The organism is Prevotella marseillensis, from assembly GCF_900625065.1.
Taxonomy (GTDB): Bacteria; Bacteroidota; Bacteroidia; order Bacteroidales; family Bacteroidaceae; genus Prevotella; species Prevotella rara.
Map to the genome: position 1 here is coordinate 568507 of NZ_UYXY01000001.1, position 24700 is coordinate 593206.

Below are 24700 nucleotides of genomic sequence, written 5' to 3' on the forward strand. Positions count from 1 at the left end.
ATTGTTTTGTTAAATGTTTTTTATTCTGATATTTTGAAGTCTGAGTCAGAACGCATCAGTATCTGCCATGTGTTGCTGTAGCGTGTGAAGATACCTGTTATGTCAAGTTTCTCCTGTGGCATTACTGTTCCGGCAAAGTCGGCATACGTGCTTGAGCGTACTACGAATTCGTTTGAAGAGAATCCTTCTATTGGACGGCTTACGCCGTTGCCGCCGTCTTTCTCTGATTCAGGTGCAAAAGTCTTCACGCCGTCGGCATCTTTGAGTCTTACACCCTTTACAACCATGAGGCGTCCGCAGTTCTCTTTCATGTAGCTGGCATCTTTTGCCTTGCTGATGTCAAACTCGAGAGTGTCTATCTTTGACGCATCAGCTGCGCCCATCAGCTTGAAGTGCTGTTGCCATACAGTCTTGTTCATTCTGCTCGGGAATGTCTTTCCGCTGGCATTAGTATACGGAGTGCCGATTTGCGGCTGGTAGCCGTAGGTTCCGATATAGAGGTCTTTCAGGTTTACAAGTATTTCCTGACCTACAGGCAGAAATCCGAAGAGTCCGCCCTGAGAGATGCAGATAAGTATTGCTCCTGTGCCGTCGTCGACAGCCACTTCGCTATAGATGTTTCCGCCAATGTCGTTTCCTGTTACGCGGGCCTTTATCTGCAGGTCGTCTGTTATGCGCGCCGTGTCGTTCTGGTTGGCCAGGGTTGATGCATATTTGGCTTTTAGGTCGGCAATAGATATTACGTTTGTCTCCTGTATGTCGTTATTGCCGTAGGGCGCGGTGTCTCCTGTCGGGTCGCTCCAGTCTTCGTCCATGCATGATGTAACTGAAAGTCCGAGGGCCAGCGTGAGCATTATCAGTTTTATATATTTAATTTTTTTCATCGTCTTTTGATTTTTAGAATCTGTAAGTAATGTTCAGCATGCCGTTAGTCCCGTAAGCATAGAATTTCATCGGGTTCTTAGAGAAGCGGTATGCGCGGATGTTGCCAGAGCTTGTGTAGTCGCTTCTGCTCTGCTCATATCCTCCGGTGCAGAGGTTCTGGTTGTTCAGGATGTTTGTAACCATGAGGTTGATAGAGAGCGATCCACGTTTCAGATAGATGCTTCGGCCGATTGATCCGTCGAGCATGAATCCGCCGTGGCCCTGTGCCTGCTCTAATGCAGATGCGCGCACGTTGCCTTCATTGTCGTAGATGTCGCCTACAGCCTCCTGACGTGCGTTGAGTGTGCTCTCGTATCTGTAGCATGGAGAATAAGAGAGGTAGATGCGGTCGTAGTAGTTGCAGCTGAGGTCGAGATACCATCCGCCGCTGTGATAGCTCAAGCCGAGGCTTGCTGCTGTGAGCGGTGTGCCAGAGTCGCGCATGCCTTTGTTGTATACTATTTCGTCGGTGTAGAGCGCGCTTGTTGAGTTCATGTAGCGTACATGAGCGTTGTTCTTGATTTTGGCGTCGCTGATAGTACCGATAAGCTTGATGTCGAATGCGCTTGTAACCTTGAACTTAAGTCCGGCTTCAACTCCGTAATACTCTTTCTTCATGTCTGTCAGAGATACGTATGAGAACGAGTTGATATCGTCGAAGTAGAAGTTCTGCCAGTCGGTTACGTTTGTCAGATAGCTATAATAAGCGTTGATGTTGGCATGCAGCCATGATGTCTGCAGCTGATAGCCGATTTCGGTGCTGAACACGCGCTCGTTCTTGAGGTTGAGCACGAAGTCGTTGTTGATTTCAGGAGATGCAAACGCATTTCTTGCCTGAGGTGCGCGGTGCTCATATCCGGCTCCGAAGGTCAGCGTGTTGCCGCGTCCGAGATTGAAGCTTGTGCCGAGTTTGAATCCTCCGTCGAGGAACTGGGCTGTCTTGCTCTTGCCGTAAGAATTGTTGGCTGCCATACCATTACGCATTCTACCGTCGCGCTGCATGCTGGTGTATCCCAGTTTTGCTGCTATGGTGTAATGCATAATGCCGAAGTTCTCGCTGTAGCTCGACCATATTTTGCCGTTGTTTACGAGCAGGTTGTAGTCGTAGCCGAATCTGTCGCCCTCTCTTACCACACCGTTGCGGTTGTTAAGGTCGTACTGTATTTCGTCGGCGTTGCGGTCGTATGTTCCCAGGGCGTATGTGTTTATGTTGTGATATGTGGTAGCTCCGAGCAGGTCTTCCATCGTCTGATAGTGCATGCCTTTGTTTGTAGATGCGATGATACCTAAGTTGAGCTGACTGTTCTTGCTGAGCTGCTTGTTCAGCGTTGACGCGAGTGATACTGTCAGCGCGTCGTTGTGCTTGGCCTGGATGTAGTACATGGCGTCGGCTCCCTGTGCTGAAACCTGGCGGTTAGAATAGTACAGGCGGTCCCAGTTTATCTGGCGGTTGGCCTTCGACGAAGTCCAGTAGTTGTATGCCGTGTTCCAGTCTGCCAGGCATTGCTCTGTGCGGTTGGTGGCGTCGGTCTCGTCCCATACGTCATAGTAGCTGCTCGGCATGTTCTTCCAGTAGTTGGGGTGTGGGTTGTCAGCATTGTTGTAGTTGAGCTTTGTGCTCTTATACATGCTGTATTTTCCCATGAGCGACGTGGTAAGCTTTGTCTCGTCGTCAATCTTCCAGTCCCATGTCAGCAATGCTGTAGGGGCAAAGTCTGTCACGATGCGCGAGTTGCGCTTCTTGCCGTTCTGATATCCCCAGTAAGGGTTATAGTAGCGGTCGTTTGCCAGCCAGTACATCTCGTCAGTACCTGCACCCTGTGATGCACGCTCCGTGGGGTTGCCCCATGTTACTAACGAGAGCGAATGTGCGCCGTCGCCGAACACCTTCTGCACGCCGAGGAAGTAAGAGAGCGAGTTGTAGAATGTTCCCTCAACATATCCCTCGTTGGCCCAGCGGTAAGTCACGTTGCCAGAGAAGGCCCATCCCTTGCTGTTGAGTCCTGAGTTGAATGTGTACATTCCGCGCAGGGTGTAGTTGCGGTTTGCGCCGCTCAGCGTCAGCCTGTGGCCTGTGGGCATGGCAGCCGGGCGGAAGTTATAGTTGTTTGCACCGCCCATTGACGGCATGGCAAAGTTGTTGCTCTCAAAGGGCAATGAGAATTCCATATTGCGTGTCTGCTGGTTGAGTCCGCCTACGACCGAATAGCGGAACTGTCCAGACTCGATGTCGTTCATCGGTACGCCGTTAATGTAGATGTCGTTGAATTTCTGGTCGAATGCACGGTAGCGGAAACGCATAGGTGAGAACAGATATCCAACCTCGCTTGCATAGATGTTTGAGTTAGAGTTCACTATGGTTACGTTTTGTGACATGTCATCGTCTTCGCCCAATTGTGCCTCCGTGAATGTGAATGCCGACTCACTCAAGACGGCACCCCTTTGCCCTATGGAATCGCTTTGCGCATGCAGCAAAGGCGTATAGCATAAAGCAATCACTGCTAATTTCAGCTTTTTTTGCATAATAATGGTTTTAGGTAATAAACTTTTGGCAAAGATAATTTTTTTTAGATAAACATCAAAAATAAAACAAAAAATAATCTTTTTGCTTGCTTCTTTTTGTGTTAAATTTAATCAGAGTGTAATATCTCCACGTTCATTGGCCTTGAATAGCCCGTTTTTACTAGCTTTATGCAACTTTAACGAGCGGTGTTCTTGCAGTTTGCTTTTTTGTTCTATTTTTCGCATGCCACGGTTTTTATGCAGTTTTAGCCTGCGTTTTTTCCAATGGTGTTTTGTATTCTTTCGTGCAGTTTTTTGTCCGTGTATTATAGTTGGCAAAATGCCGTTTTGCAAAAGGTGGTCTTTTGGCTTCCGAAAGACCACCTTTTACATTGCAATATGCCACCTTTTGCAGCCTAAAAGGATACCTTTTATAATGCTGTTTGTAACTTATTGTATGTCAGTGTGTTATCTCTTTGTGTGTGAGCGCCGTGCGCACGGCTGTCTTTGTCCGGCTTTTGGCTTGTGCGTATGTGCAGTTCGGCCAGCGTGTTCCATGCAGATTTTGAGTTGTGTTGAGGCTTGCCGTGATTTTGCCGGGTGCGTCAGTCTTGGGCCGATGCGTTGTTTTGGGCCGATGCGGGCTTTAAGTTGCAATATGGGCACATGCTGGCGTGCTGTGATGTATCCTTCAGGTTTCTCCCGGTTGGCGCTGATGTGGGTTTTGGGCGCAGTGTGTCATTATTGTTACTTGTTTTCTACAAATTTGTTTCAAAATCCGGATAATCAAAAAATAAAGTATCTAATTTTTTGAATTATCTTTAAGTTGCATTATCTTTGCAAAAATAACCACCACCTCCGAAAAGCCATGCTTTCAGCATTGTCATGGGGGATAAATCAGAAAATTGTATTGAAGAAACAATGATTTTTATATTATGAAAAAGTTTAATCTGTTAATTGTTTTGTCTCTCTGGCTTGTTGCCGTGAGCAGTTTTGCACAGAAAAAATACTCAGTGTATGCCGTAGGTTTCTACAATCAGGAAAACCTTTTCGACACATGTCATGATGAAGGCAAGAAAGACTATGAGTATCTGCCCACAGGTTCGTCGCGCTGGAACGGTCTTAAGTATTCGCATAAGTTGCGCAATATGGCCAAGGTGCTGGCCGATATGGGCACCGACGTGCTGCCTGACGTGGGATGTGCTGTGATAGGACTGTCTGAGGTTGAAAACGCCAATGTGCTCAACGACCTTACGGCGCAGGAGCCTCTTCGCGCGCGTGGATATAAATATGTACATATTGAAGGACCCGACAGCCGCGGTATCGACTGTGCGCTGCTCTACAATCCGTCTATGTTCACAGTCAATAAGTCTACGCTGCTGCCATACATTCCCGACGAGACCATGCCTGCCAACTTCCGCACGCGCGGATTCCTCACCGTTACCGGCGAGCTTGCAGGCGAGCCTGTTACGGTCATCGTGTGCCACTGGCCGAGCCGTTTCTCAGGATCTTCATATCGTGAGAGGGCTGCACAGCTCGTCAAGAACATCAAGGATTCGCTCGTCAGCGAGAATCCGGCAATGAAGGTGCTCGTTATGGGCGACATGAACGACGACCCGACAAACAAGAGCATGAAAGACATATTGGGAGCAAAGGCCGAAGTGAAGGACGTAAAGGACGGCGACATGTATAATCCGTGGTATAACATCCTGACCAAGCAGGGCGTGGGCACGCTCTCATATCAGGGCTCATGGAATCTTTTCGACCAGATAGTGCTTACGCCAAACATGCTTAACCGCGACGGCAAGAAAGACTTCTCGACACTGAAGTTCTGGAAGAATCAGATATTCCGCCGTGACTATCTCTTCAACAATGAAGGAAAATACAAGGGCACGCCTAAGCGTACACACGGAGGAGGCATCTGGCTCGACGGATACAGCGACCACCTGCCTGTTGTTGTTTACTTGGTAAAAGAGCAGAAATGAGCGTAACAGAAGAACATCCGCTAAGGCCTTTTCTGCCTGAAAACACACGGTTGCTGATGCTCGGCAGTTTTCCGCCGGCACGCAACCGTTGGTGTATGGATTTCTTTTATCCCAACTTCATCAATGACATGTGGCGCATATTCGGCCATATATTCTTCGGCGACAAATTGCATTTTGTAGACAGTGAGGCGAAGACTTTCCGACGTGAGGACATCATCAGTTTCCTTAACGAAAAGGGCATAGGTCTCTACGACACGGCGTGCAAGGTGTGCCGCACAAAGAATACGGCATCAGACAAAGACCTTGAGATTGTTGAAGCCACCGACCTCGGCTCGCTGCTGGCCTCCATACCAACATGTCGCGCCGTGATAACCACGGGACAGAAGGCCACAGACACATTTGCCTCTTACTTCGGAATAAAGCAGCCGAAGGTGGGCGAGGGCGTCGGCTTTTCTGCCTTAGGCCGCAGTCTGACGCTATACCGCATGCCGAGTAGTTCGCGCGCATATCCGATGAAGATTGAGCGTAAGGCCGAATATTATGAAAAAGCCTTCAGGCAACTTGGCCTTATTTAAGCAATAAAGTTATTAACCATAAATCCGCAGGGCATATCTACCTTATTAAATATAAGACAACTGCCTGCGACTAAAAACATATAGAGTATGACCATTATTGGAATAGCCGGTGGAACAGGTTCGGGCAAGACCACCGTTGTGAGAAAGATAGCCGAGGCGCTGCCGCCGCATCATGTGGTTGTGGTTCCGCTCGACTCATATTATAACGACACGTCGCACATGACCGAGGAGGAGCGTCATGCCATAAACTTTGACCATCCGGACGCTTTCGACTGGAAACTGCTTATCAAGCAGGTAAACGAACTGAGAAACGGACAGGCCGTTGAGCAGCCTACATATTCGTATATCAAGTGTAACCGACTGAAAGAGACGCTGCACGTTGAGCCGAAACCGGTGATAATCATTGAAGGTATCATGACTCTGCTCAACAAGAAACTGCGCGACATGATGGACCTGAAGATATTTGTTGACACCGACTCGGATGAGCGTCTGATACGCAACATACAGCGCGACGTACTCGAACGCGGGCGCACCGTAGACATGGTTATCAGCCGTTATCTCGAAGTTCTTAAGCCCATGCACGAACAGTTTATCGAGCCTACAAAGAAGTATGCCGACCTCATAATTCCGCAGGGTGGAGAGAATCATAAGGGAATAAACATCCTTTGTAAATACATAGAAAGTCTTGTAAACGTTTAATGCCTCTTCATTGTAGCGTTGACGGCATTAGACATCATTCTTATAACAAAACAATAAAGGCTGCCCGACATTGTCACGGCAGCCTTTATTGTTATTAGTCTTTGTCCTTTATTGTCAGATTTGTCTCGATGCGCTTGCGCTCACGGTGAATCTTAAATGCGTTGACACATTCTGTTGCGCCGTACAGCAGCAGGCACCATCCTATGATAAGCAGCGGCAGCGATGCCGTTTCCATTGGCTTAATCAGCACAAGCAGGCCAGTGAGGAATATCACCGATGGGCATATCCAGAACCACAGTGGCACGCGGAACATCCTTTTGGCATTGACCAGAACCATAAACTGGTTTATGGCTCCGAGGATGATTATGGCTCCGAGAAAGTACATCAGCGACTTGACAAACAGACCGGGCACTATGGTCAGTATCAGACCGAGCAGCACGCTGCCTATTCCTACAATAGGGAATGTAGGCTTGCCCGTTACAATAAGTCGTCCCTGAGCGTCGTAAATTTCAGTGTCTGATGCGTGCGTCCTGGCGTTCAGATATACCGCACACGATATTGCACCCGACACGAGGAACAGCAGTCCGATGGCAATGGTTATGCCTTTCACGGTGTTGTCGGGGTTGTTTATCAGCAGTATGCCGATAATTATTGCGCATATAGCGCGAAAAACAGAACTTTGCAATACTTTCATGTCTGTAGATTTTATTTAGATTTTCTTTTATATATAGTCCTTAAGGATTATTATTGTCATGCAGCCATTATGCCGTTTTATTCTTCCTGCCGGCCATGCGGCATTCTGGCTGTAAGTTCTTTGCTCTTTCTTACAAAGATAGTGCGTTTTGTCTTTGTTTACAATAAGTTTAACTTATTTTATACAAAGAATGATAACAAAGTGATGCTGGCCGTGTCCGGCTTGATTTTATCCCGCTGCCGGCACTGTATATGGGTGCTGTTAATATGCATGCAAAGGCTTTCGTGTCCTGCCGTCAGCTAAAAAACAGATAACATCAGGCTTAAGCTGACTTTTATTTTGTTTTGTTCTCGTTATGTATTACCTTTGCATTGATTTGAAAACTAAAGAAATATGACAACGCTTTATCTTGTAAGGCACGGCGAGACTGTGGACAACGCAAACCACATCATGCAGGGACAGACACAGGGCGAGCTTAACGAAAAAGGACGTGAGCAGGCCCGCGAACTGGCTGTGCAGATGTCATCCGAGCATATAGATGTCTTTGTGGCGAGCGATTTGTGGCGTGCTGTTGAGACATGTAGAATATTAGCAGAGCCTTACGGGGCTGAAGTTATTACCACGGAACTGCTCAGAGAGCGCGACTGGGGCAGTTTTACCGGGCGTTACATACCTGACTTGAAGGATGTTGAATGGCCCGATGACATAGAGACAATTGACGCTTTGAAATCAAGGGCAAGGCGCTTTATTGATTTTATACGTGAGAATTTTCCTGAAAAGAGAGTGCTTGCCGTTGGGCATGGCATTATAAACAAGGCCATTCAGGCTGTGTTTTATGACAAGGAAATGAAGGATATTGCGCCTATGCGCAATACGGAGGTAAGGCAGCTGATGCTTTAGTCTTGGCAGGATATAAGTCTGCCGGGCGCTTATGGCAGTCCATCTGATTGTTGCCTGTTGCCGTCAGATGTTCTCCGTAGGTGCAGTATTGTCCGTATTATGCGATTGCATAAGGCGCTGATTACGGCAAAATACATAGGACCGACGAGGATTTCTCCTGTCGGTCCTGGTGTTTTTGGACTGTTGAAGACCATGTATCTTGCTGTTTAAGAAGTAGTCTTTATTGTAGGAATTGCAGATTTCAGTCCTCAACAGTCACTTATTTTGTTATCAGTTTTAATGTTTCTTCCTCTTGTCGGCAGCATTACTCTTTGTTAACGTCCCTGTTTGTCGTTTATGTTTGCGGCAAATTGTTCTCTTGTGTCAATGATGCCGGGCTCATGCTGTTATGATATTGTCTGTTTGCATGGCTTTGCTTTTATCTTCGTCCGCCAAAGTGTCTGCCGCTGTTTCCGCCAGATGAGCTTTTTCGGCTGCTGCTTCCGCTGCTCTTAAATGAGCGTGTGGGAGTGCTTCTGTTACCGCTGAAGCTCTTGGTTGACCTCTGTGGACTGAAAGTATTATTGGGAGTCTTAATCTGGCGGCTGACGCCTTGCCTCCTGTTCCCGTTGAAGTTTATGCTTCCGTTGCCGTTTGGTCTCGGCCTTGCTGTTGTCCGCGTACTGCTTTCACGGTTGTTCCTTCTGAAACTTTTTTGTCCCTTCAGGTTGCTTCCGTTGATGTTCCCTTTTACATTCTGAATGGTTTTTATGTTTTCAGGTCTGCGGTTGAAGTTGCGGCCCCATCCGTTTTCTCTTGGCCGCCTGTTGTCTCTGTCTCTTCCGGAGAAAGCACCTTTATGGCCTCTTCCGTAGTCGCCGCGGTCAAATCTGTCTCTCATGCCGTGGCCTCTGTTTATACTTCCGTGGTTAAACGTGCGCCCTTTATACCAGCTGCATCCTCCGTTATGGTGCCAGCTGTGGCCTCCGCGATATGATATGTATACAGTCGGACGGCTAAAGTAGAAGTAGTCGCGTCGTGGATAGCGGGCGTAAATTGCAAAGTGCCATACTCCGGAGGTCCAGTAAAGCGGGCGGTAGAAGTATGTTGCGGCGCAGAATGCCCTGTATTGCCAGTCGAGCAGAATGTAGCTGAAGTCGAGGTTGCGTTGTGTCCAGTATGTGCCGTACAGGTCATCGTATGTGTTGATGCTCATCAGATAGTCGAGATTCACCTCGTATGCTGCATCATATTGCTCCTCGTTCAGGTTCAGCTCATAGGCCATTTTGTCCGTCAGAAACAGTGCCTGTTCGCGTGCCTGACTATAACTCATCGCCTTTGTTGCGGTGGTGAGTGTCAGCAGGGTTGTCAGTATTATTATAAACTTGTTCATGTCAAAGCCTTTCTGTTTTCTTTTTAACCGTATGCAAAGAAAGCTATAATTATTCATATGTAAAAAGGTTTTTCCCTAACTTCAAGGGGGAAAATCCCTATTTTGTGTTTATTCTGCATGCAGATGCTGTATTTTTACGTTATATTCAGTGCTGTTTTATATCTGATTGTGTGTCGTAAATCCTTTATTTAAAGGCTGATATAAGTCTTTTGAATGGTAAATGTAATATTTTTTAATAAATGGCGTTATATATTAAAATTTGTTTTTGATGAAATCATTATTACTCGCTTTATTATTATTGTCATCTGCCGGTCAGGCTTTTTCACAAGGATGGGAAGAAGACAAGCCTGAGAAACTGCGTCTCGACAAGGGACTTAAATATAATGTGGAGATGCAGGCTGACTTCTCTTCTGGAAGTACGCCGCTTTGGCTCAATGCCAACAGATACGGACTTAGCTCGCTCGACGAAACGAACGGATATGTCAGGGCTGGCCTGTCCAGGCCTTTGCGCACTGATTCGGCCAGACGGTGGGGAGTAGGCTATGGTGTAGATCTTGCCGTGCCTTATAATTATACAAGCAATTTCGTTGTCCAGCAGGCTTTCGTTGAGGCACGCTGGCTTCATGGAGTGCTTACCGTCGGAAGCAAACAGTATCCAATGGAGCTGAAGGACGACCGCCTGAGCAGCGGTTCGCAGACGTTCGGCATTAACGCAAGACCTGTGCCACAGGTGCGTCTGGCTCTGCCTGATTATTGGACTCTGCCTTTTGCCAACGGCTGGCTGCACTTAAAGGGACACATTGCCTACGGAATGATGACTGATGACGGATGGCAGCATGACTTTACAGGAAAGAAGAGCAAATATGCCGATAATGTGCTGTATCACAGTAAGGCAGGATATTTGAAGTTTGGAAATGAGAATTTCTTTTGTCCTTTCTCGTTCGAACTTGGACTTGAGATGGCTTCAACTTTCGGCGGAACGTCGTATCTTCCTGACGGAAATGGAGGCATGACAGCCATAAAGGGCGACACCGGTTTCAGTGCATTCTGGAATGCTTTTATTCCTGGCGGGGCTGATGTTGGCGAGACTACTTATCAGAACGCTGAAGGCAATCAGGTAGGAAGCTGGCTCGTGCGCCTTAACTGGGAAGAAGACCTGTGGCGTTTCAGCATCTATGCCGACAAATATTTTGAAGATCATTCAGCCATGTTCCTGGTTGACTATGACGGATATGGCGAGGGAAGCGAGTGGCAGGAAAAGAAGAAAAGCCGCTATCTTCTGTATGACTTTAAAGACATTATGCTTGGTGCAGAGTTCAGAATGAACTATGACAGATGGGTGAACGGCGTGGTGTTTGAGTATATTTATTCGAAATATCAGAGCGGTCCTATTTATCACGACCATACAAGTACGATACCCGACCATATTGGCGGCAAGGATAATTTCTATAATCACGGAATATATACAGGCTGGCAGCATTGGGGACAGGTGATGGGCAATCCGCTCTACCGTTCGCCGCTGTATAATTCTGACGGCACGATATGTGTGAAGGACAACCGCTTCATGGCTTTCCATCTCGGTATAGACGGATGTCCTATTGAGCGCTTTACATATAGATTGCTGGCTTCGTGGCAGGAAGGCTTGGGTACTTATGACGATCCGTATGGCAAGAGCCGCCACAATTTCAGCTTTATGCTTGAGGGACAATACGCCTTCGGCGGCAAACTGCTGAAGGGATGGAGCGTTAAGGGTGCCTATGGCATGGATCTTGGCAGCATACTTGGCAACAATTACGGATTTCAGTTGACGGTGGCAAAGACCGGACTTCTTAATTTATAATTACGTATATGAAGATGAAACATTGTTACATAAATATTTTTATAGCTTTTGTTGTTTCCATGATGTTTGGGGCGTGTGAGATACGGACGCTGGACAATGGCGACCTTGACGGTATGTGGCATTTGACGCGAGTAGACACGCTGGCCACGTCGACCACAGCAGATCTTGGCAATGAGCGAATCTACTGGTCGTTTCAGGCCAGGCTGTTGCAGCTCGACGATAAGTCGGGGATGCATCAGAGCCTGTTGATGAGGTTTGAACATAATGGTGCCACCCTGCGTCTTTACGATCCTTATATTTATGATCGTGAAAATGGTGACAAGCCCCTTGAGGACATTACGCTGCTTAATCCTTTTGGAATTGTGGCGCCTGACGAGACGTATACCATAGAAAGTCTTAGTGGAAACAAGATGATATTGTTGTCGGGTACTTATCGTATGTATTTCAAAAAATTGTAGTCAGGGTATAAACTTGTACTCCGTAAGATACAAGTGTAAATATTTATCTGTGGTTTTGGGCCACCCTATTTGAGGGTTTGTGGGATATATACAATTGGCGCCACGCTTTTGGGTGATGTAAATTATAATTATTTGATATCTGTGGCATGAGCCGAGTGCCGTGATTTTGATGTTTCTTGATTTAGTATTTTGAACATTAAAATGGCATTTTCAGGTGGCTCATGCCACATTTTTATTTTTATGCAGTAATGGCTGCAGCGACATGTTTATCTTATCTTTATTTTCCGTAGCTTGTAAAAGATTGTTTCCTGCATTTTAAAAGGTGATGTTATACAAACAAAAAAGCGTCCATTCGCATTGCAAATGGACGCTTTTAATAATCTTGATGATATTTGTTTAACTTTTAACTCTCTCAGAAACAACTTTTATATCGCCTACGTGCGAATGCTTTCTCATTATTATATAGTTGAGCGCAAGGTTCACGCCGATGTATATTAACACGTCTATGATAAACACAACAGTGTTGCTCATTGCCATAAGCATGAAATGGTTGGCTGCAACATAAAATACAGCCAATAGCAATATTGCTACAAGAGCTTTGTGCTGAGTGCATCCGGCACTCATAAACTTATGGTGAATGTGTGTCTTGTCGGCAGAAAAAGGTGACCTCTTGTGGTAAATCCTCATCATGAAAACCCTGACAACATCAAACATGGGTACCAGAAGAAGGGTGAAGGCTATGATGAAGTCGAACTTATGGTGAGACATCACAGCCGTATTGTTCATAGAATATTTTATACAGAGAAAACCGAGCAGGTAACCCAGCGTAAGGCTTCCTGAGTCGCCCATGAATATCTTTCGGTTGTTCTCAGCCGATCCGAACAGATTGAAATACATAAATGCCACAAGCACACCTATCAGGCCTGCAATCAGTATAGAATAGCTCCATACGTTCTGAACGATGAACATATAGAGAAAACCAGACAGGGCTATTATTGACAAACTGGCCGCAAGGCCGTCTATTCCGTCAATAAGGTTGATGGCATTGTCGATAAACACAATAGTAAGCACCGTCAGAGGAAAACCTATATAATAAGGAATCTCATGAATACCGAAAAAGCCGTACATATTGTTGATATACAGTCCTGACAAAGGCAGGGCACAGGCTGCGATAATCTGCACGATAAACTTGATGAGCGGCGACAGCCCCAAAATGTCATCAACTATGCCCATTACATATATCATCAGCATGCTCAGCAGGAAATAAATGCTCCACAGGTTGATTGTTACCTGCTTGTCGGTAGTGTTGATTACATACAACGCTGCGGCAAACGACAGCAGCATGCTGGGCATGAAGGATATTCCTCCAAGCCGCGGAATGGCGTTGTGATGTATTTTTCGTGCGTCGGGTATGTCATAAAGCTTACGCGACTTGCAGAAGTTAAGTATCAGCGGGATAAACAAAAAACCGCATATGGCACTGATGATGAATACCCCGATAATGCATAATATGTAGATGTTCATAAGATTTCGTTAGTGCGATTACTTCTTATAAAACCCTAATAATCTTAAAATATTGCATGACTGGATGAATTTATTTTAAATTTATATGACATTTATGCTGTCCCAACTGATGAAAACATTATTTTATCAGTTGATATAATATTTCCATTCTTCCTCTATCAGTAATACTTAATGCTCATAATTTACTTTTTGCATACCTCATTATATGCAATATGGTATAAAATTAATACAGAATGTTTTGTTTATGCAAAAATATAATTAGTTTTGCACAAATTACAGATGTATACAAGTTTACTTAATTAGATTTATGAGTAAAATCATTTTTACGATTTTGAGTTTGTTTGCATTTATGGTTGCAAATGCACAGGTGTGGGACGGTACTGCAAAGGCTTGGACAAAAGGAAGCGGAACCGAAGCAGACCCGTATCTCATTGAGACAGGAGAAAATCTGGCTTATATGGCAGAGACTGTTACTGACGGAGAAACTTATGAGGGTGTGTTCTTTAAACTTGTAAATAGTCTTGACATGGGAGGTGGACTGCACAAGTTTTCGCCTATAGGCTTTTTTAACGAGTATGCTGATCTGGAAAATCCGGGTCAGATGATTGACGAGTCAAAATATTTTTTAGGCGTTTTTGACGGCAACGGTAAAACCGTGGACAACGTGCACATATATTTTATAGACGCCCAAAACAGCGTAGGCGGCACAGGACTCTTTGCTTGTATATCAAAAAATGCCGTAGTGAAGAATCTTACAATAGGCAAAAATTCGGTTGTTGAAGGCACCGACGGCTCTGGCGCTGTTGTTGGAGCAATGACCGGCGGCAGGATTGAGAACTGCGTAAACAAGGCATCTATAGCAATAACCCAGGGCCTGGGGCAGGGTGGCATCGTCGGCACAATGTATGGCGGCACGGTGTCTGGCTGCATCAATGACGCTGATATTGCGGGCAGTACAGACCTAGGCGGCATTGCAGGATATGTAGACCGTGGAGGAGTAATCGAAAATTGTTATAACAGGGGCAATATAGTCTTTACCGGATTTTTTGCAGGCGGACTTGTCGGCTTCCTGGTAGACGGTACATTGAGAAACTGCTATAACTGTGGAGAGATATTAAGCGATTTTACTGGCAATGCTGTTGTAGGCACTACAGAAGACGGTGCTGTAATAGAAAATTGCTATTATCTTGAAACAGAAGAAGGAGCCGCTGATGATAATAGTGCTGTTGTCAAGAAGACGGCAGACGAGATGAAGAGCGATAATTTCCTGTATGCGCTTGACAACGGGCAAAATGCATGGAAGAAAGACGCAAACGGCATCAATAATGGATTTCCGCTACTAAGCTGGCAAGATGAAAGTACTGTATCTGTTGGCTCAGTCTTGCAGGAAGACAAAATTGGGCTTGTTGTGTCAGGCCATAATGTCTCAGCTTCTGTAGACGGCGCCTGCAGAATTGTGGTAACAGATCTTAGCGGAAAAACAATAGCAGACAAAATTATTGACGGAGGCTCATTGTATGTTCCGGTTAAAGGCCTTTATGTAGTAACGGTCTATACGAAAGGAAAAAGCGAGAGCTGCAAGATTATCATAAAGTAGCAGACTACATTGTGAACGCATAAATCCACAAACTGAGATATAATAGATGTCGGCGGACAGAACTTTAGATATGCCGTAAATGAGCGGAAGATGCATCTGGCAAAAAGGAGAATGTTTATTTTGTCCCGTGTTTGTTTGGGGCATACATATTCTGCCGGCATGAGAAAGATATTTAAGTTAGCATTATAATTTGAAGATGTTCACGGAGCAGCATTCTCCGCTATAAAACATCTTAATGATTCATGGACGGTTTATAATATTTTTTACTGTCCGTTCTTGGCGATTAAAAGCATATTTCTCTTTGTTGAAGGAGAGGTATGCTTTTAATTATATAATAAGATGTTTAATTACCTTTCGGTCCGATTTCCTTTGTTTATTATATAAGTCTGTCATCATGCCATAAAAATAGTGATGGCTGTGATCTTTACACGATGAAGTGTTATAACTTTATGCGCAGGTCAAACTACAACCAAAGATGAACTTTAATAAAGGCGGTGACAACCTGATTTGGATTTAAAAAAGATTTGGAAATAAATATAGTTTTAACACGGAGAACAGTCAACTAAATCCTGTACACTGCAATATACTGCAAACAAAATTAGATACACTGTAAAATATCAAAAATAAACTATTGAGTTTTACATAAAAACTCGGCCATTTACGGTTAAAAAGTGGCCGAGTTACGATGCATAAACCGGCCATTAACAGTTTGAATGTAAATGGATGTTAGTTGCTTAAAGAATTGTTGTGTAATTATACGTAAACACTCTATTTGTAATCTTTAGTGATAGAAATGGTTACAGTTTTTTATGCTATATTTCTGCTGTTGGTTTAAATTGTGAAAAATAGTTCTCAAACAGATGCTTTTATCCGGATAGATAGTCTGGCTGATTTGTTATATTGAATATTCCTTTATATGGATATATGCATGTTGAATAACCTCATCTTGTTCATGGTCTTAATGGGCTTAAAACTACGTGAAAGTTTTATAATTGGTCGTCTGCCATGTTATTTCGAGCCTATAAAATTCTTATATTTGCATGAATTCCTTTTGAGGTTAAATATTGGATGTATGTTTCTTGTCAGACTTTTTGGCTGTCTCGTGTTATTGTTGATATGCATTGATGGCAGTGCACAAATAACAGGTGTGGTCTTCGATATGGAGACCAAACGTCAGATAGCCGGTGTAAGAGTGTATATCAATCCGAAAGGAACCGTGATTACCGATTCGAGAGGACGTTTTGTAATCAGTCAGCCGTGTAACGGCGTTACTTTTTCACATGTAAGTTATGAAAGCAGAGCATACAGCCGAAAGGAACTTTGTGACACAATATGGCTTATGCCCAAACTCAACAGGCTCGATGAGGTTGTCATTACGGCAAAGGCACCTATAGTGTGCATCAAAAAGGGTGAGGTGTCTAAATATGCAAAACAGTTTAAGGCCCCGTCGGGCTTGTTCTCGTTTGATATGTTCAAGCTCTTTGATTTTAAGGGGCATAAGCACGAAAAGAGACGCAAGCGTCTTGAAAAGATACTGGAGGATTATTGATCGTGTAAATAAAAAGGGACAAAGTCGTTTTGAGCTTTGTCCCTTTCATTTATTATAACGTAAACTATATTATTTACTTATTGATGAATTTTTTGCCGTTCTGGATAAGGATGCCTTTTGTTTCTTTGCTTACACGCTGACCGGCAAGGTTGTATACAGGAGCGTTGGCGTCAACGTTGTCTTTTGTTATGTCGTAGATGCCAGTAGATCCGCCTGTTGAGAAGATGAAGCCGTAGAAGCTCATCTTAGAACCTTTCATGTAGAGATAGTAAGTGCTGTTTGCCTTAACGTCGAAGTTTACATATCCGTAGAATTTCTCTGCGAGAGTGTTGTCCTCTGCAAGTTCAACGGTTTCGCCGTCTTTGTTAACCAGAGTGAAGTCTGTTCCAGGTGTCATATATGCGCCGTCGCATACTGCACGGAACTCTTTACCGTTACCGATAACGGCACCAACTTTCAGTGAGCCGTCTACTGCAGGCTTGAATTCATAGTATGTTCCAGAAACAGGAATTATACCATCTTCTCCGAAAGCAGCATTGCTGTTTCCTTGTGTGTAGGCAACAAATTCAGGAAGGTTAGTGTTGCTTTTGTTCTCCTTGAATCCGGTTCCGAGTGTGACGGTGATGTTCTCAACGTCTGTTATCACCATGTTGTCTTCAGGTGTTGAACCATCGTCAGGTACAGCGTAAGTTCCTTGCGCATTAGCACATACAGCCATCATAGCAGCTGCTACAAGAGTAAAAATTTTTTTCATAAGACTTAATTTTTTAGTTAATAATTTGATTTGTAAAAAGATATAATATTTTATTCTATTTCACGTAGCTTGTTGTTTCGCTGCAAAGATAATAATTTATTTTAATAAGATGCTTCTTAAGGGATAAAAATCGAAAATATTTTATCTTTTTGCATGTTTTGAGTTAATGGTTTTAATCAGCATTTTCACTAAAGATGAAGTTGTCGCCATATTTTTATCAATTTTTATCGTATATTTGTTTTTTATTCATATCTTTGCACGCAACAAACGAACTTTATATAAAGTATTGAAAAATAATTTACTAAAATATATTAACTAACCTAATTTAAATATGAGAAAATCGTTACAAAAAGTGACCCTCATGTGCCTTTTTGCGCTGTTTGCAATCGTAGCTAAGGCACAGAATGATGTTACTGCGTTGTGGGACTGGGAGCATAACAGTCCTTTAGGCATTTGTGCCAGTACGAATTTTGAAGGTAAGACTGGCGACCTGAAATCTAACGTTGATGGTGTTGTGCTGCATGTAGACGCCACAAACGGCAAATTAAACGCAGAGAAAAACAATTATGCACAGTTTAATCAGGGAACAATCCTGCAGGTTCCTGTAAAGTCTGTAAACGATGTTGTTACAGTGAAGTCTTATCCCGGTCAGTATAAGTTTACTGTGGGCGGAGTTGCTGCAACGTCAGATGTAACAACTTATAATGTTAAAAGTAAGGATCTGGAGAAAGGCTATGTTGAGGTAATAGCAACCGGAGGTTCTTATCTTTATAGTGTTCAGGTTAAATTCATCTCAAACATTCAGGAAAAGGAATTGTATTCTACTAATTTTTCTGAATGGGGAGATTATGAGACCGCTGCCAAAGAAGAAGAAACAGTTGTAAAGTGGAATACCAAGTACAGCCATGAGGAGATATCATTCTCAATCTTCAATACACAGATTGGCGCAAGCAACTATAATGTTGGTAAATTCCCTGATTGGACTGGCGGTATGCTGATGGCCGCAAAGAGCGACAATCCTTATATTATTACTTCAAAACTTGCGTCTGTAACAAAGGTTCACTTTATACATGGTGCCACAGGCGGAAACCGTGGCTGGAAACTTTGGGCTAAAGGTGACGGCGATGCCGACTGGGTTATCCTGTCGGAAAGTGTGGCTAATCCGGCTGCCGGCTGTGAAGTTACATGTGATGTCAACAGAACAAACTGTCAGCTGAAGTTTACTAATATCACAACCAATCAGAATGCATATCTTCTGCAGCTTGACATTTATGGTAATGTAGACATGTCGCTTACTCCGTCTCTCGGAACTTTCTCTTACAATAACGAGACATACCATGCAGCTGATATCTTCGAAGAGACATCTGCCGGCGTGCTGACTACAACTATCGAGGTGCCCAATGCAACTCCACTGCCTTCTTTGGAGAATCCTGTAACAGACATAACTTGCGACAATGGTGAGGTTGACGGTGACGTTACATACGAAACTGTCGGCGAAACATCTGTCGTTACAATAAAGGTGAAGGCCAACGAGGACGTTATGACATATAAGATTACTTTCGTTCACAAGCCTTACTTCACCCTTACCTATTATAATATAGACGGAAGTGTGCTGGAAAATTCACAGAAAGTGGAGAAAGATGCAAGCATCGCTACATTGAGAAATGATGAAGGTGTTACTGTTGCTGAAGGAAAGAAATTCCGCGGCTGGTTTGCTGAGGCAGATGGTGGACGTAAGTTTACTGTAGATGATGTCGTTACTTCTGACCTTAATCTTTATGCAGGTGTTACAGAAATAGAGACAGAAAGCACATCTGCACGCTATACATTCAATCTCACTGACGAATATTTCTATGATGAAGACCATGAGGCGTTTAACGCTGAGAAGGCCCAGTTCCACGATACTGCACACGGATGGACACTCGAGTCAAACGGCAAGATAGACCTGTTGGTCGGCGGTCATGCTTATATTATTGCAACACTGTGCCGTTACAGCAAGCAGGATGCTACACTCACTCTCTATGATGCAGAAGGCAATGAGGTTGCTACTGCTCCCGGATATGATTCAACAGACGGCAAGAGCGTTATGCTCGAATATAAAGGTCAGGCAGGAACTGTCACTCTTAAGTCAAGCAATGAAATTTATCTGCACAAACTCGTGATAGCAAATGTTGAAGATTCTCCTATTGAGATGAACGAGCAGGGCTATTATGTAGTTAAACCAAACGACGGCGGTAACTTCCTTACAACTCTTGAAATCGCAAACGCAGCTTCTTCTTCAGACAAACGTACCTATGTGTTCGTGCCGGACGGAACTTATGATCTCGGTAACGCCGTGCTTACACCTATATCAGGAAACAATATCTCTGTAATCGGTCAGAGCATGGATAACACAATAATCGTAAACGAGGCTGAGCAGGAAGGTATCGGAGTTTCTGCAACATTCCTCATTACAGGTGAAAATACTTATCTGCAGGATCTTACCCTGAAGAATGCTTACGACTACTACAAACCCGGATTTGCCGGCCGTGCCGTTGTTATCCAGGACAAGGGTAAGCACACTGTCTGCAAGAATGTACGCATGCTTTCTTATCAGGACACATATTATTCAAACAGCAACTCAAACTTCTATTTCGAGAATTCTGACATTCACGGAACGGTAGACTTTATCTGCGGTGAGGGTGATGTGTTCTTTAACAACTGTACACTTACTGTAGAACCCCGCAATGCCGACGGCTCAGGTGAATGTACGCTTACTGCTCCTTCTACAAATTCATCAGAGGGAAACAAGTTTGGTTATGTATTCAGCGGTTGTACAATTGACAGCAAGGCAGAGAAGTTTAACTACGGCCGTGCATGGAACAACACCCCGCGCTGTGCTTACATAAATACAACTCTGCTGCAGCCTGAGCGTCTTAATGAAAACAGATGGACTCTCGGTGGAATGAACGTGCCTGCAGATAAATTTGTAGAGTATAACACTATGGATCAGAGCGGAAAGGTTATTTCGCCAGCTTCACTTGTTTGTACATTTACAAAGGACAGCAAGAGCAATACTTATGAAACAATACTTACAGCTGAACAGGCTGAAGAATACTCACTCGAGACAATTTCTAAATCATGGAACTGGTATCCGGCAACATACACGGCTCAGAAGAGCATGGACGTGCTGAAGGCTGACGGAAACAAACTTACATGGAATGCTGTTGACGGAGCTTTGGCTTATGCAGTGTTCAGAAATGGTGAGTTCGTCGGAATGACAACATCAGCTTCTTATGACATCACAGAAGGAAATGCTTCTGAGTATTCTGTACGTGCTGCTAATGAGTGTGGAGGTTTCGGCCCGGGTTCAACAACAGCTACAGGTATATCTGATTCTGTTGTAGCCGGTGGTGATGTTGTCCGCACATCATATTACAATGTGCAGGGTGCCCGTGTTGGCAGCTCTTATAAAGGTATTGTTATTAAAGTAGAAACGTTGAAAGACGGTAAGCAGATAGCAACCAAAATTATTAGATAGTTATTAAGGGCTTTTAGACGTAATGGTGGATGCGCTTAAATGTGTATCCACCATTTTTATTTTAGAATGTTTGTATGCATTAGTCTCTGTCTGTCATTGTATTTTTATGCTGCATTTATTTTGTTCCTTTTGTCCGTCGCTTTTTATCTGTTGATTATTTGAGCATACGAAAAGTTAATACTTTCACATCCTTTTTACCTACATCCTAATTAACAATCTTTTGTTGTAGTTGTATTCATGAAGATTTATATATGTTAATAAAATTATGGGTTTTATATATTTAAATTTTTTATGTATAAAATAATGATTTTGTTTTGTGGAATGTATTTTTTTCGTATCTTTGCAGGCAAAACTATCAAACTTATAAAAACTAATATCAAAAAACAAGGTAATAACAATGTAAATGTTTGTTTGATGAGCCTTTATTATGCGATATAGAGTACGTAAGGGTCCGGCGCTTGGCTGTTTTGGACACGCCATAATTGCGCCCTTTATGGTGGTTTTGTCGTAAGATGAATTTATATTTTTTATTTTTAATTAAATTAATAACATTTATGTCTGGTAATTTGAAAACTTTTCGAATTGTGCTTTTAGTGCTTTTCACTTTTGTGGTGAGCGGTCTTTCTGCACAAACAGTTAAAGGTAATGTGAAGGACACCAACGGTGAGCCGATCATCGGTGTGACTGTCCAGGAGAAAGGTACCAAGAATGTCGCCGTGACAGATCTTGACGGAAATTTCTCTATTAAAACAACCGGCGACGGACAGTTGCAGTTTTCATACATCGGTATGAAGGCTAAGACTGTAAATGCTGCCGGAAAATCAAACATCAACGTCGTACTTGAAGATGAGGCAACAAATCTTGATGACGTTGTCGTTATCGGTTATGGTACGGTTAAGAAAAGAGACTTGACAGGTTCTGTTGCGTCAGTTAGTGCTGAAGACATCGCAAACATTCCTGTTTCAAGCGTAAGTGAGGCTATGACAGGTAAAATGGCCGGTGTTAACATCACAACAACAGAAGGTTCTCCTGACGCCGACATCAAGATTCGTGTGCGTGGTGGAGGTTCTTTGTCTCAGGACAACTCACCTCTTTATATAGTAGACGGCTTCCCTGTTGAGAGCATCAGCGACATCGCACCCAGTGAAATTCAGAGCATCGACGTATTGAAGGATGCTTCGTCTACTGCTATTTATGGTGCGCGTGGTGCAAACGGTGTAATCATCGTTACAACAAAGAGCGGAAAAGAAGGTAAGACTCAGGTTAACTTCAATGCATCTCTGGGATGGAAGAAGGTTACTAAGCTTATCAAGACAATGGATCCTTACAACTATGCATATTATCAGTATGAACTTGGTAATGATGCTTACGGAAACTATGATGACCTTGATATCTGGAAGTCAATCGAATGGCGTGACTATCAGGATGAACTTTTCGGACGTACTGGTTTGCAGAAACAATACAATGTTAATGTTAGCGGTGGTTCAAAAGAAATCAAGTATAACGTAGGTTTCTCTCACAACGATGAAAAGAGCATCATGCTCGGTTCTGGTTATGCGAAGAACAACGTTAACGCAAAAATCAATGCTACACTTAACGAATGGTTGACTCTTGACTTCAACGGCCGTATGGCTTTCACAAAGCTTAAAGGTCTTAATGGTGGTGCTGACACCAACGAAAGCAATGCAGCAAACTCTGCTGTAGCAAACTCTGTTAAGTGGAATCCTGTTGAAGCTTTGGTTTCTGTTGATGATGACAGCGAGAACAGTTCTAATACACGACGCAATCCGGTTGAGCGTATCAGCGATACATATAAGTATCAGGAGCGTTTCTCTCAGAACTATAATGTAGGTTTGAACTGGAAACCTTTCAAGAACATTACATTCCGTACTGAATTCGGTTACGGCTGGAAATATAATGATACAGACCAGGTTTGGGGTGCAAGAGCCGTTACAAACTCTAAATATGGATATAACGGACAGCCGCAGGCTATGTTTGTAAGACTGGAGAATAAGAACTGGCGCAATGCTAACACTGTTACTTACGATAACAAAAAATTGTTCGGTGGCCGTGATCATATTAACGTAATGATCGGTCAGGAGTGGAGCAGTTCACGTGATATTACACGTACAAATGTTTCTGTTGCATTCCCAGAGGAAATGACAATCGATGAGGTTCTTGCAAACACAGCAGCAGGTACAGCTCTTCCAAACGAAGGCGATATTGAGGCACAGGAAAACATCCTTTCATACTTCGGCCGTATTAATTATACAATGGCTGACAAATATCTTGCAACATTCACTCTCCGTGCTGACGGTTCAAGTAAGTTTGGCAAGAATAACCGTTGGGGCTGGTTCCCTTCACTTGCATTGGCATGGCGTATGTCAGAAGAGAACTTCATGAAGGGTGCATCTGACTGGCTCTCTAACTTGAAGCTTCGTCTGAGCTTTGGTACAGCAGGTAACAACCGTATTAATTCAGGATTGCTCGAGCCCTTATATTCAATGGCTTCTAATACATCAAAGGCTCCTGAGTTCAACGGCGTTACAGGTTCAATGCTTGAGCATGGTAAATATCTTTATAATCCTGACTTGAAATGGGAAACAACCATAACACGTAACTTGGGTATTGATTTCGGCTTCTGGAATAACAGAATCAGCGGTACTTTGGATTTCTACTGGAATACAACAAAGGATCTGCTTATGGAAACAGTAATTCCTTCAAGCACAGGATATGAAACTCAGTTCCAGAACTTTGGTAAGACATCAAACAAGGGTGTTGAACTTGCAATCAACGCTGTACTTGTTGACAAGAAGAACTTTGGATTGAACTTTAATTTCAATATTTCTTACAACCGCAACAAGATTGAAGAACTTAACAGCGGCAGCCCATGGCAGAGCTCAAGTTGGAGTGGTAAGACTCTTGAGCAGTATGAGGACTTCCGTGTTGTTGCCGGTGGTCGTCTGGGAGAACTTTGGGGATACAAGACAAATGGTTACTATACCGTTTATGATCCTGCCACAGGCACAGGTGACCTCGTGCTGAATGCAAATGGAACATGGTCTTTGCGTGAAGGACTGAAAGACAACAGCTATACTTACTTTGGCGGTCTCTATCCCGGCGTTCTTAAAGTGCAGGTTGACGAAAATGGTGATCCTATAAAGCAGCGTCTTGGCAATACTGTTGCTCCTACAACAGGTGGTTTCGGATTTGACGGTCGCATAGGTAACTTTGACTTCAACGTATTCTTCAACTATTCTCTTGGCAACAAGCTGGTTAACGGTACAAAACTTGCAAACTCTTTCTATGCAGGTTCAAGCAAGAACTACAACCTGGTTGCAGACTTTAATCTTGAGAACCGTTATACATGGATCGACCCTGAGACAGGTCTTAACTTAGGCCGTCCTTCAACAAACACAATTGCTGCTTATGGTAGCGCTGAGGCTGTTATGGCACGTCTGAACGAAATCAACCAGGGTAAGGTTATGTATAACCCTGCAGGTGTTTCAAAGATGTACCTTATTGATTATGCAGTTGAGGATGCTTCATTCTTGCGCGTACAGAATATTACAGTAGGATATACACTTCCTAAGAAGTGGGTTAAGGCTATGAATATTGAGAATATCAGACTCTATTTCACAGGTTATAACCTCTTCTGTATCACAGGATATGATGGCTATGATCCTGAAGTTGATACAAGCAGTAAGAAGACTCCTATGTGTCCTGGTATAGATTATGCGGCATATCCTAAGAGCCGTACATTTGTAGGAGGTATTAACGTAACATTCTAAATTTTAAGAATATAGA

The 24700-nt window shown here is 43.7% G+C and carries 16 protein-coding genes; 10 read left to right on the forward strand and 6 right to left on the reverse strand.

Annotated features, from left to right (window positions below):
* Positions 1-20 precede the first annotated feature (20 nt).
* Positions 21-884 (reverse strand): DUF5689 domain-containing protein, encoded by an 864-nt coding sequence (locus EJL04_RS02540; RefSeq protein ID WP_053398146.1) that lies wholly within the window; start codon positions 882-884, stop codon positions 21-23.
* 13 nt (positions 885-897) lie between these two features.
* Complete coding sequence (locus tag EJL04_RS02545; RefSeq protein WP_125103972.1) at positions 898-3447, reverse strand: TonB-dependent receptor; 2550 nt, start codon at positions 3445-3447, stop codon at positions 898-900.
* A gap of 914 nt (positions 3448-4361) precedes the next feature.
* Between EJL04_RS02545 and EJL04_RS02550 the strand changes: the two genes are divergently transcribed.
* From EJL04_RS02550 to udk, 3 genes are all read left to right on the forward strand, one after another.
* Positions 4362-5411, forward strand: a complete 1050-nt coding sequence (locus tag EJL04_RS02550; protein ID WP_053398147.1) for an endonuclease/exonuclease/phosphatase family protein — start codon at positions 4362-4364, stop codon at positions 5409-5411.
* Positions 5408-5986, forward strand: coding sequence for a uracil-DNA glycosylase family protein (locus tag EJL04_RS02555; RefSeq protein ID WP_125103973.1), 579 nt, complete (start codon positions 5408-5410; stop codon positions 5984-5986). The genes EJL04_RS02550 and EJL04_RS02555 overlap by 4 nt, the downstream gene beginning before the upstream one ends.
* An 87-nt stretch (positions 5987-6073) precedes the next feature.
* Entirely contained in the window at positions 6074-6685 is a 612-nt protein-coding gene (gene udk, locus EJL04_RS02560) for a uridine kinase (protein ID WP_021853986.1), read from the forward strand.
* Between the two features lie 94 nt (positions 6686-6779).
* Here the strand turns inward: udk and EJL04_RS02565 are convergent, their stop codons facing one another.
* Positions 6780-7379: a DUF308 domain-containing protein gene (locus EJL04_RS02565; protein ID WP_125103974.1), complete on the reverse strand. Its 600-nt coding sequence runs from the start codon at positions 7377-7379 to the stop codon at positions 6780-6782.
* A 393-nt stretch (positions 7380-7772) separates the two neighbouring features.
* Between EJL04_RS02565 and EJL04_RS02570 the strand changes: the two genes are divergently transcribed.
* Positions 7773-8279, forward strand: a complete 507-nt coding sequence (locus EJL04_RS02570; RefSeq protein ID WP_125103975.1) for a histidine phosphatase family protein — start codon at positions 7773-7775, stop codon at positions 8277-8279.
* Between the two features lie 418 nt (positions 8280-8697).
* On the opposite strand, the gene EJL04_RS02575 is transcribed toward EJL04_RS02570, so the two are convergent.
* Complete coding sequence (locus EJL04_RS02575; RefSeq protein WP_125103976.1) at positions 8698-9651, reverse strand: hypothetical protein; 954 nt, start codon at positions 9649-9651, stop codon at positions 8698-8700.
* Positions 9652-9919: 268 nt separating this feature from the next.
* On the opposite strand from EJL04_RS02575, the gene EJL04_RS02580 reads away from it, so the two are divergent.
* Complete coding sequence (locus tag EJL04_RS02580; RefSeq protein ID WP_125103977.1) at positions 9920-11491, forward strand: capsule assembly Wzi family protein; 1572 nt, start codon at positions 9920-9922, stop codon at positions 11489-11491.
* An 8-nt stretch (positions 11492-11499) separates the two neighbouring features.
* Entirely contained in the window at positions 11500-11949 is a 450-nt protein-coding gene (locus tag EJL04_RS02585; RefSeq protein WP_053398153.1) for a lipocalin-like domain-containing protein, read from the forward strand.
* A 396-nt stretch (positions 11950-12345) separates the two neighbouring features.
* Here EJL04_RS02585 and EJL04_RS02590 read toward each other — a convergent pair whose 3' ends face one another.
* Positions 12346-13473 carry an MraY family glycosyltransferase gene (locus EJL04_RS02590; protein WP_021853979.1) on the reverse strand — a complete coding sequence of 376 codons (1128 nt, stop codon included), beginning with the start codon at positions 13471-13473 and terminating at the stop codon, positions 12346-12348.
* A 307-nt stretch (positions 13474-13780) separates the two neighbouring features.
* Between EJL04_RS02590 and EJL04_RS02595 the strand changes: the two genes are divergently transcribed.
* The gene (locus EJL04_RS02595) at positions 13781-15070 is read left to right on the forward strand and encodes a T9SS type A sorting domain-containing protein (RefSeq protein WP_125103978.1); all 1290 of its coding nucleotides are present in this window, start codon (positions 13781-13783) and stop codon (positions 15068-15070) included.
* A 1072-nt stretch (positions 15071-16142) separates the two neighbouring features.
* Positions 16143-16619 (forward strand): carboxypeptidase-like regulatory domain-containing protein, encoded by a 477-nt coding sequence (locus tag EJL04_RS02600; RefSeq protein WP_021853977.1) that lies wholly within the window; start codon positions 16143-16145, stop codon positions 16617-16619.
* 73 nt (positions 16620-16692) lie between these two features.
* On the opposite strand, the gene EJL04_RS02605 is transcribed toward EJL04_RS02600, so the two are convergent.
* Positions 16693-17373 (reverse strand): hypothetical protein, encoded by a 681-nt coding sequence (locus EJL04_RS02605; protein WP_021853976.1) that lies wholly within the window; start codon positions 17371-17373, stop codon positions 16693-16695.
* Between the two features lie 331 nt (positions 17374-17704).
* On the opposite strand from EJL04_RS02605, the gene EJL04_RS02610 reads away from it, so the two are divergent.
* On the forward strand, positions 17705-20893 hold the full coding sequence (locus EJL04_RS02610; protein WP_125103979.1) for a pectinesterase family protein: 3189 nt from the start codon (positions 17705-17707) through the stop codon (positions 20891-20893).
* Positions 20894-21447: 554 nt separating this feature from the next.
* Positions 21448-24684 carry a SusC/RagA family TonB-linked outer membrane protein gene (locus EJL04_RS02615; RefSeq protein ID WP_125103980.1) on the forward strand — a complete coding sequence of 1079 codons (3237 nt, stop codon included), beginning with the start codon at positions 21448-21450 and terminating at the stop codon, positions 24682-24684.
* The last annotated feature ends 16 nt before the right edge of the window (positions 24685-24700 follow it).

Bases quoted from the DNA above. Each gene is read 5' to 3' on its own strand.
- EJL04_RS02585 (WP_053398153.1), top strand. From the start codon at position 11,500: ATGAAGATGAAACATTGTTACATAAATATTTTTATAGCTTTTGTTGTT.
- EJL04_RS02575 (WP_125103976.1), bottom strand. From the start codon at position 9,651: ATGAACAAGTTTATAATAATACTGACAACCCTGCTGACACTCACCACC.
- EJL04_RS02565 (WP_125103974.1), bottom strand. From the start codon at position 7,379: ATGAAAGTATTGCAAAGTTCTGTTTTTCGCGCTATATGCGCAATAATT.
- EJL04_RS02615 (WP_125103980.1), top strand. From the start codon at position 21,448: ATGTCTGGTAATTTGAAAACTTTTCGAATTGTGCTTTTAGTGCTTTTC.
- EJL04_RS02580 (WP_125103977.1), top strand. From the start codon at position 9,920: ATGAAATCATTATTACTCGCTTTATTATTATTGTCATCTGCCGGTCAG.
- EJL04_RS02550 (WP_053398147.1), top strand. From the start codon at position 4,362: ATGAAAAAGTTTAATCTGTTAATTGTTTTGTCTCTCTGGCTTGTTGCC.
- EJL04_RS02610 (WP_125103979.1), top strand. From the start codon at position 17,705: ATGAGAAAATCGTTACAAAAAGTGACCCTCATGTGCCTTTTTGCGCTG.
- EJL04_RS02545 (WP_125103972.1), bottom strand. From the start codon at position 3,447: ATGCAAAAAAAGCTGAAATTAGCAGTGATTGCTTTATGCTATACGCCT.
- EJL04_RS02600 (WP_021853977.1), top strand. From the start codon at position 16,143: ATGTTTCTTGTCAGACTTTTTGGCTGTCTCGTGTTATTGTTGATATGC.
- udk (WP_021853986.1), top strand. From the start codon at position 6,074: ATGACCATTATTGGAATAGCCGGTGGAACAGGTTCGGGCAAGACCACC.
- EJL04_RS02540 (WP_053398146.1), bottom strand. From the start codon at position 884: ATGAAAAAAATTAAATATATAAAACTGATAATGCTCACGCTGGCCCTC.
- EJL04_RS02595 (WP_125103978.1), top strand. From the start codon at position 13,781: ATGAGTAAAATCATTTTTACGATTTTGAGTTTGTTTGCATTTATGGTT.
- EJL04_RS02605 (WP_021853976.1), bottom strand. From the start codon at position 17,373: ATGAAAAAAATTTTTACTCTTGTAGCAGCTGCTATGATGGCTGTATGT.
- EJL04_RS02590 (WP_021853979.1), bottom strand. From the start codon at position 13,473: ATGAACATCTACATATTATGCATTATCGGGGTATTCATCATCAGTGCC.
- EJL04_RS02570 (WP_125103975.1), top strand. From the start codon at position 7,773: ATGACAACGCTTTATCTTGTAAGGCACGGCGAGACTGTGGACAACGCA.
- EJL04_RS02555 (WP_125103973.1), top strand. From the start codon at position 5,408: ATGAGCGTAACAGAAGAACATCCGCTAAGGCCTTTTCTGCCTGAAAAC.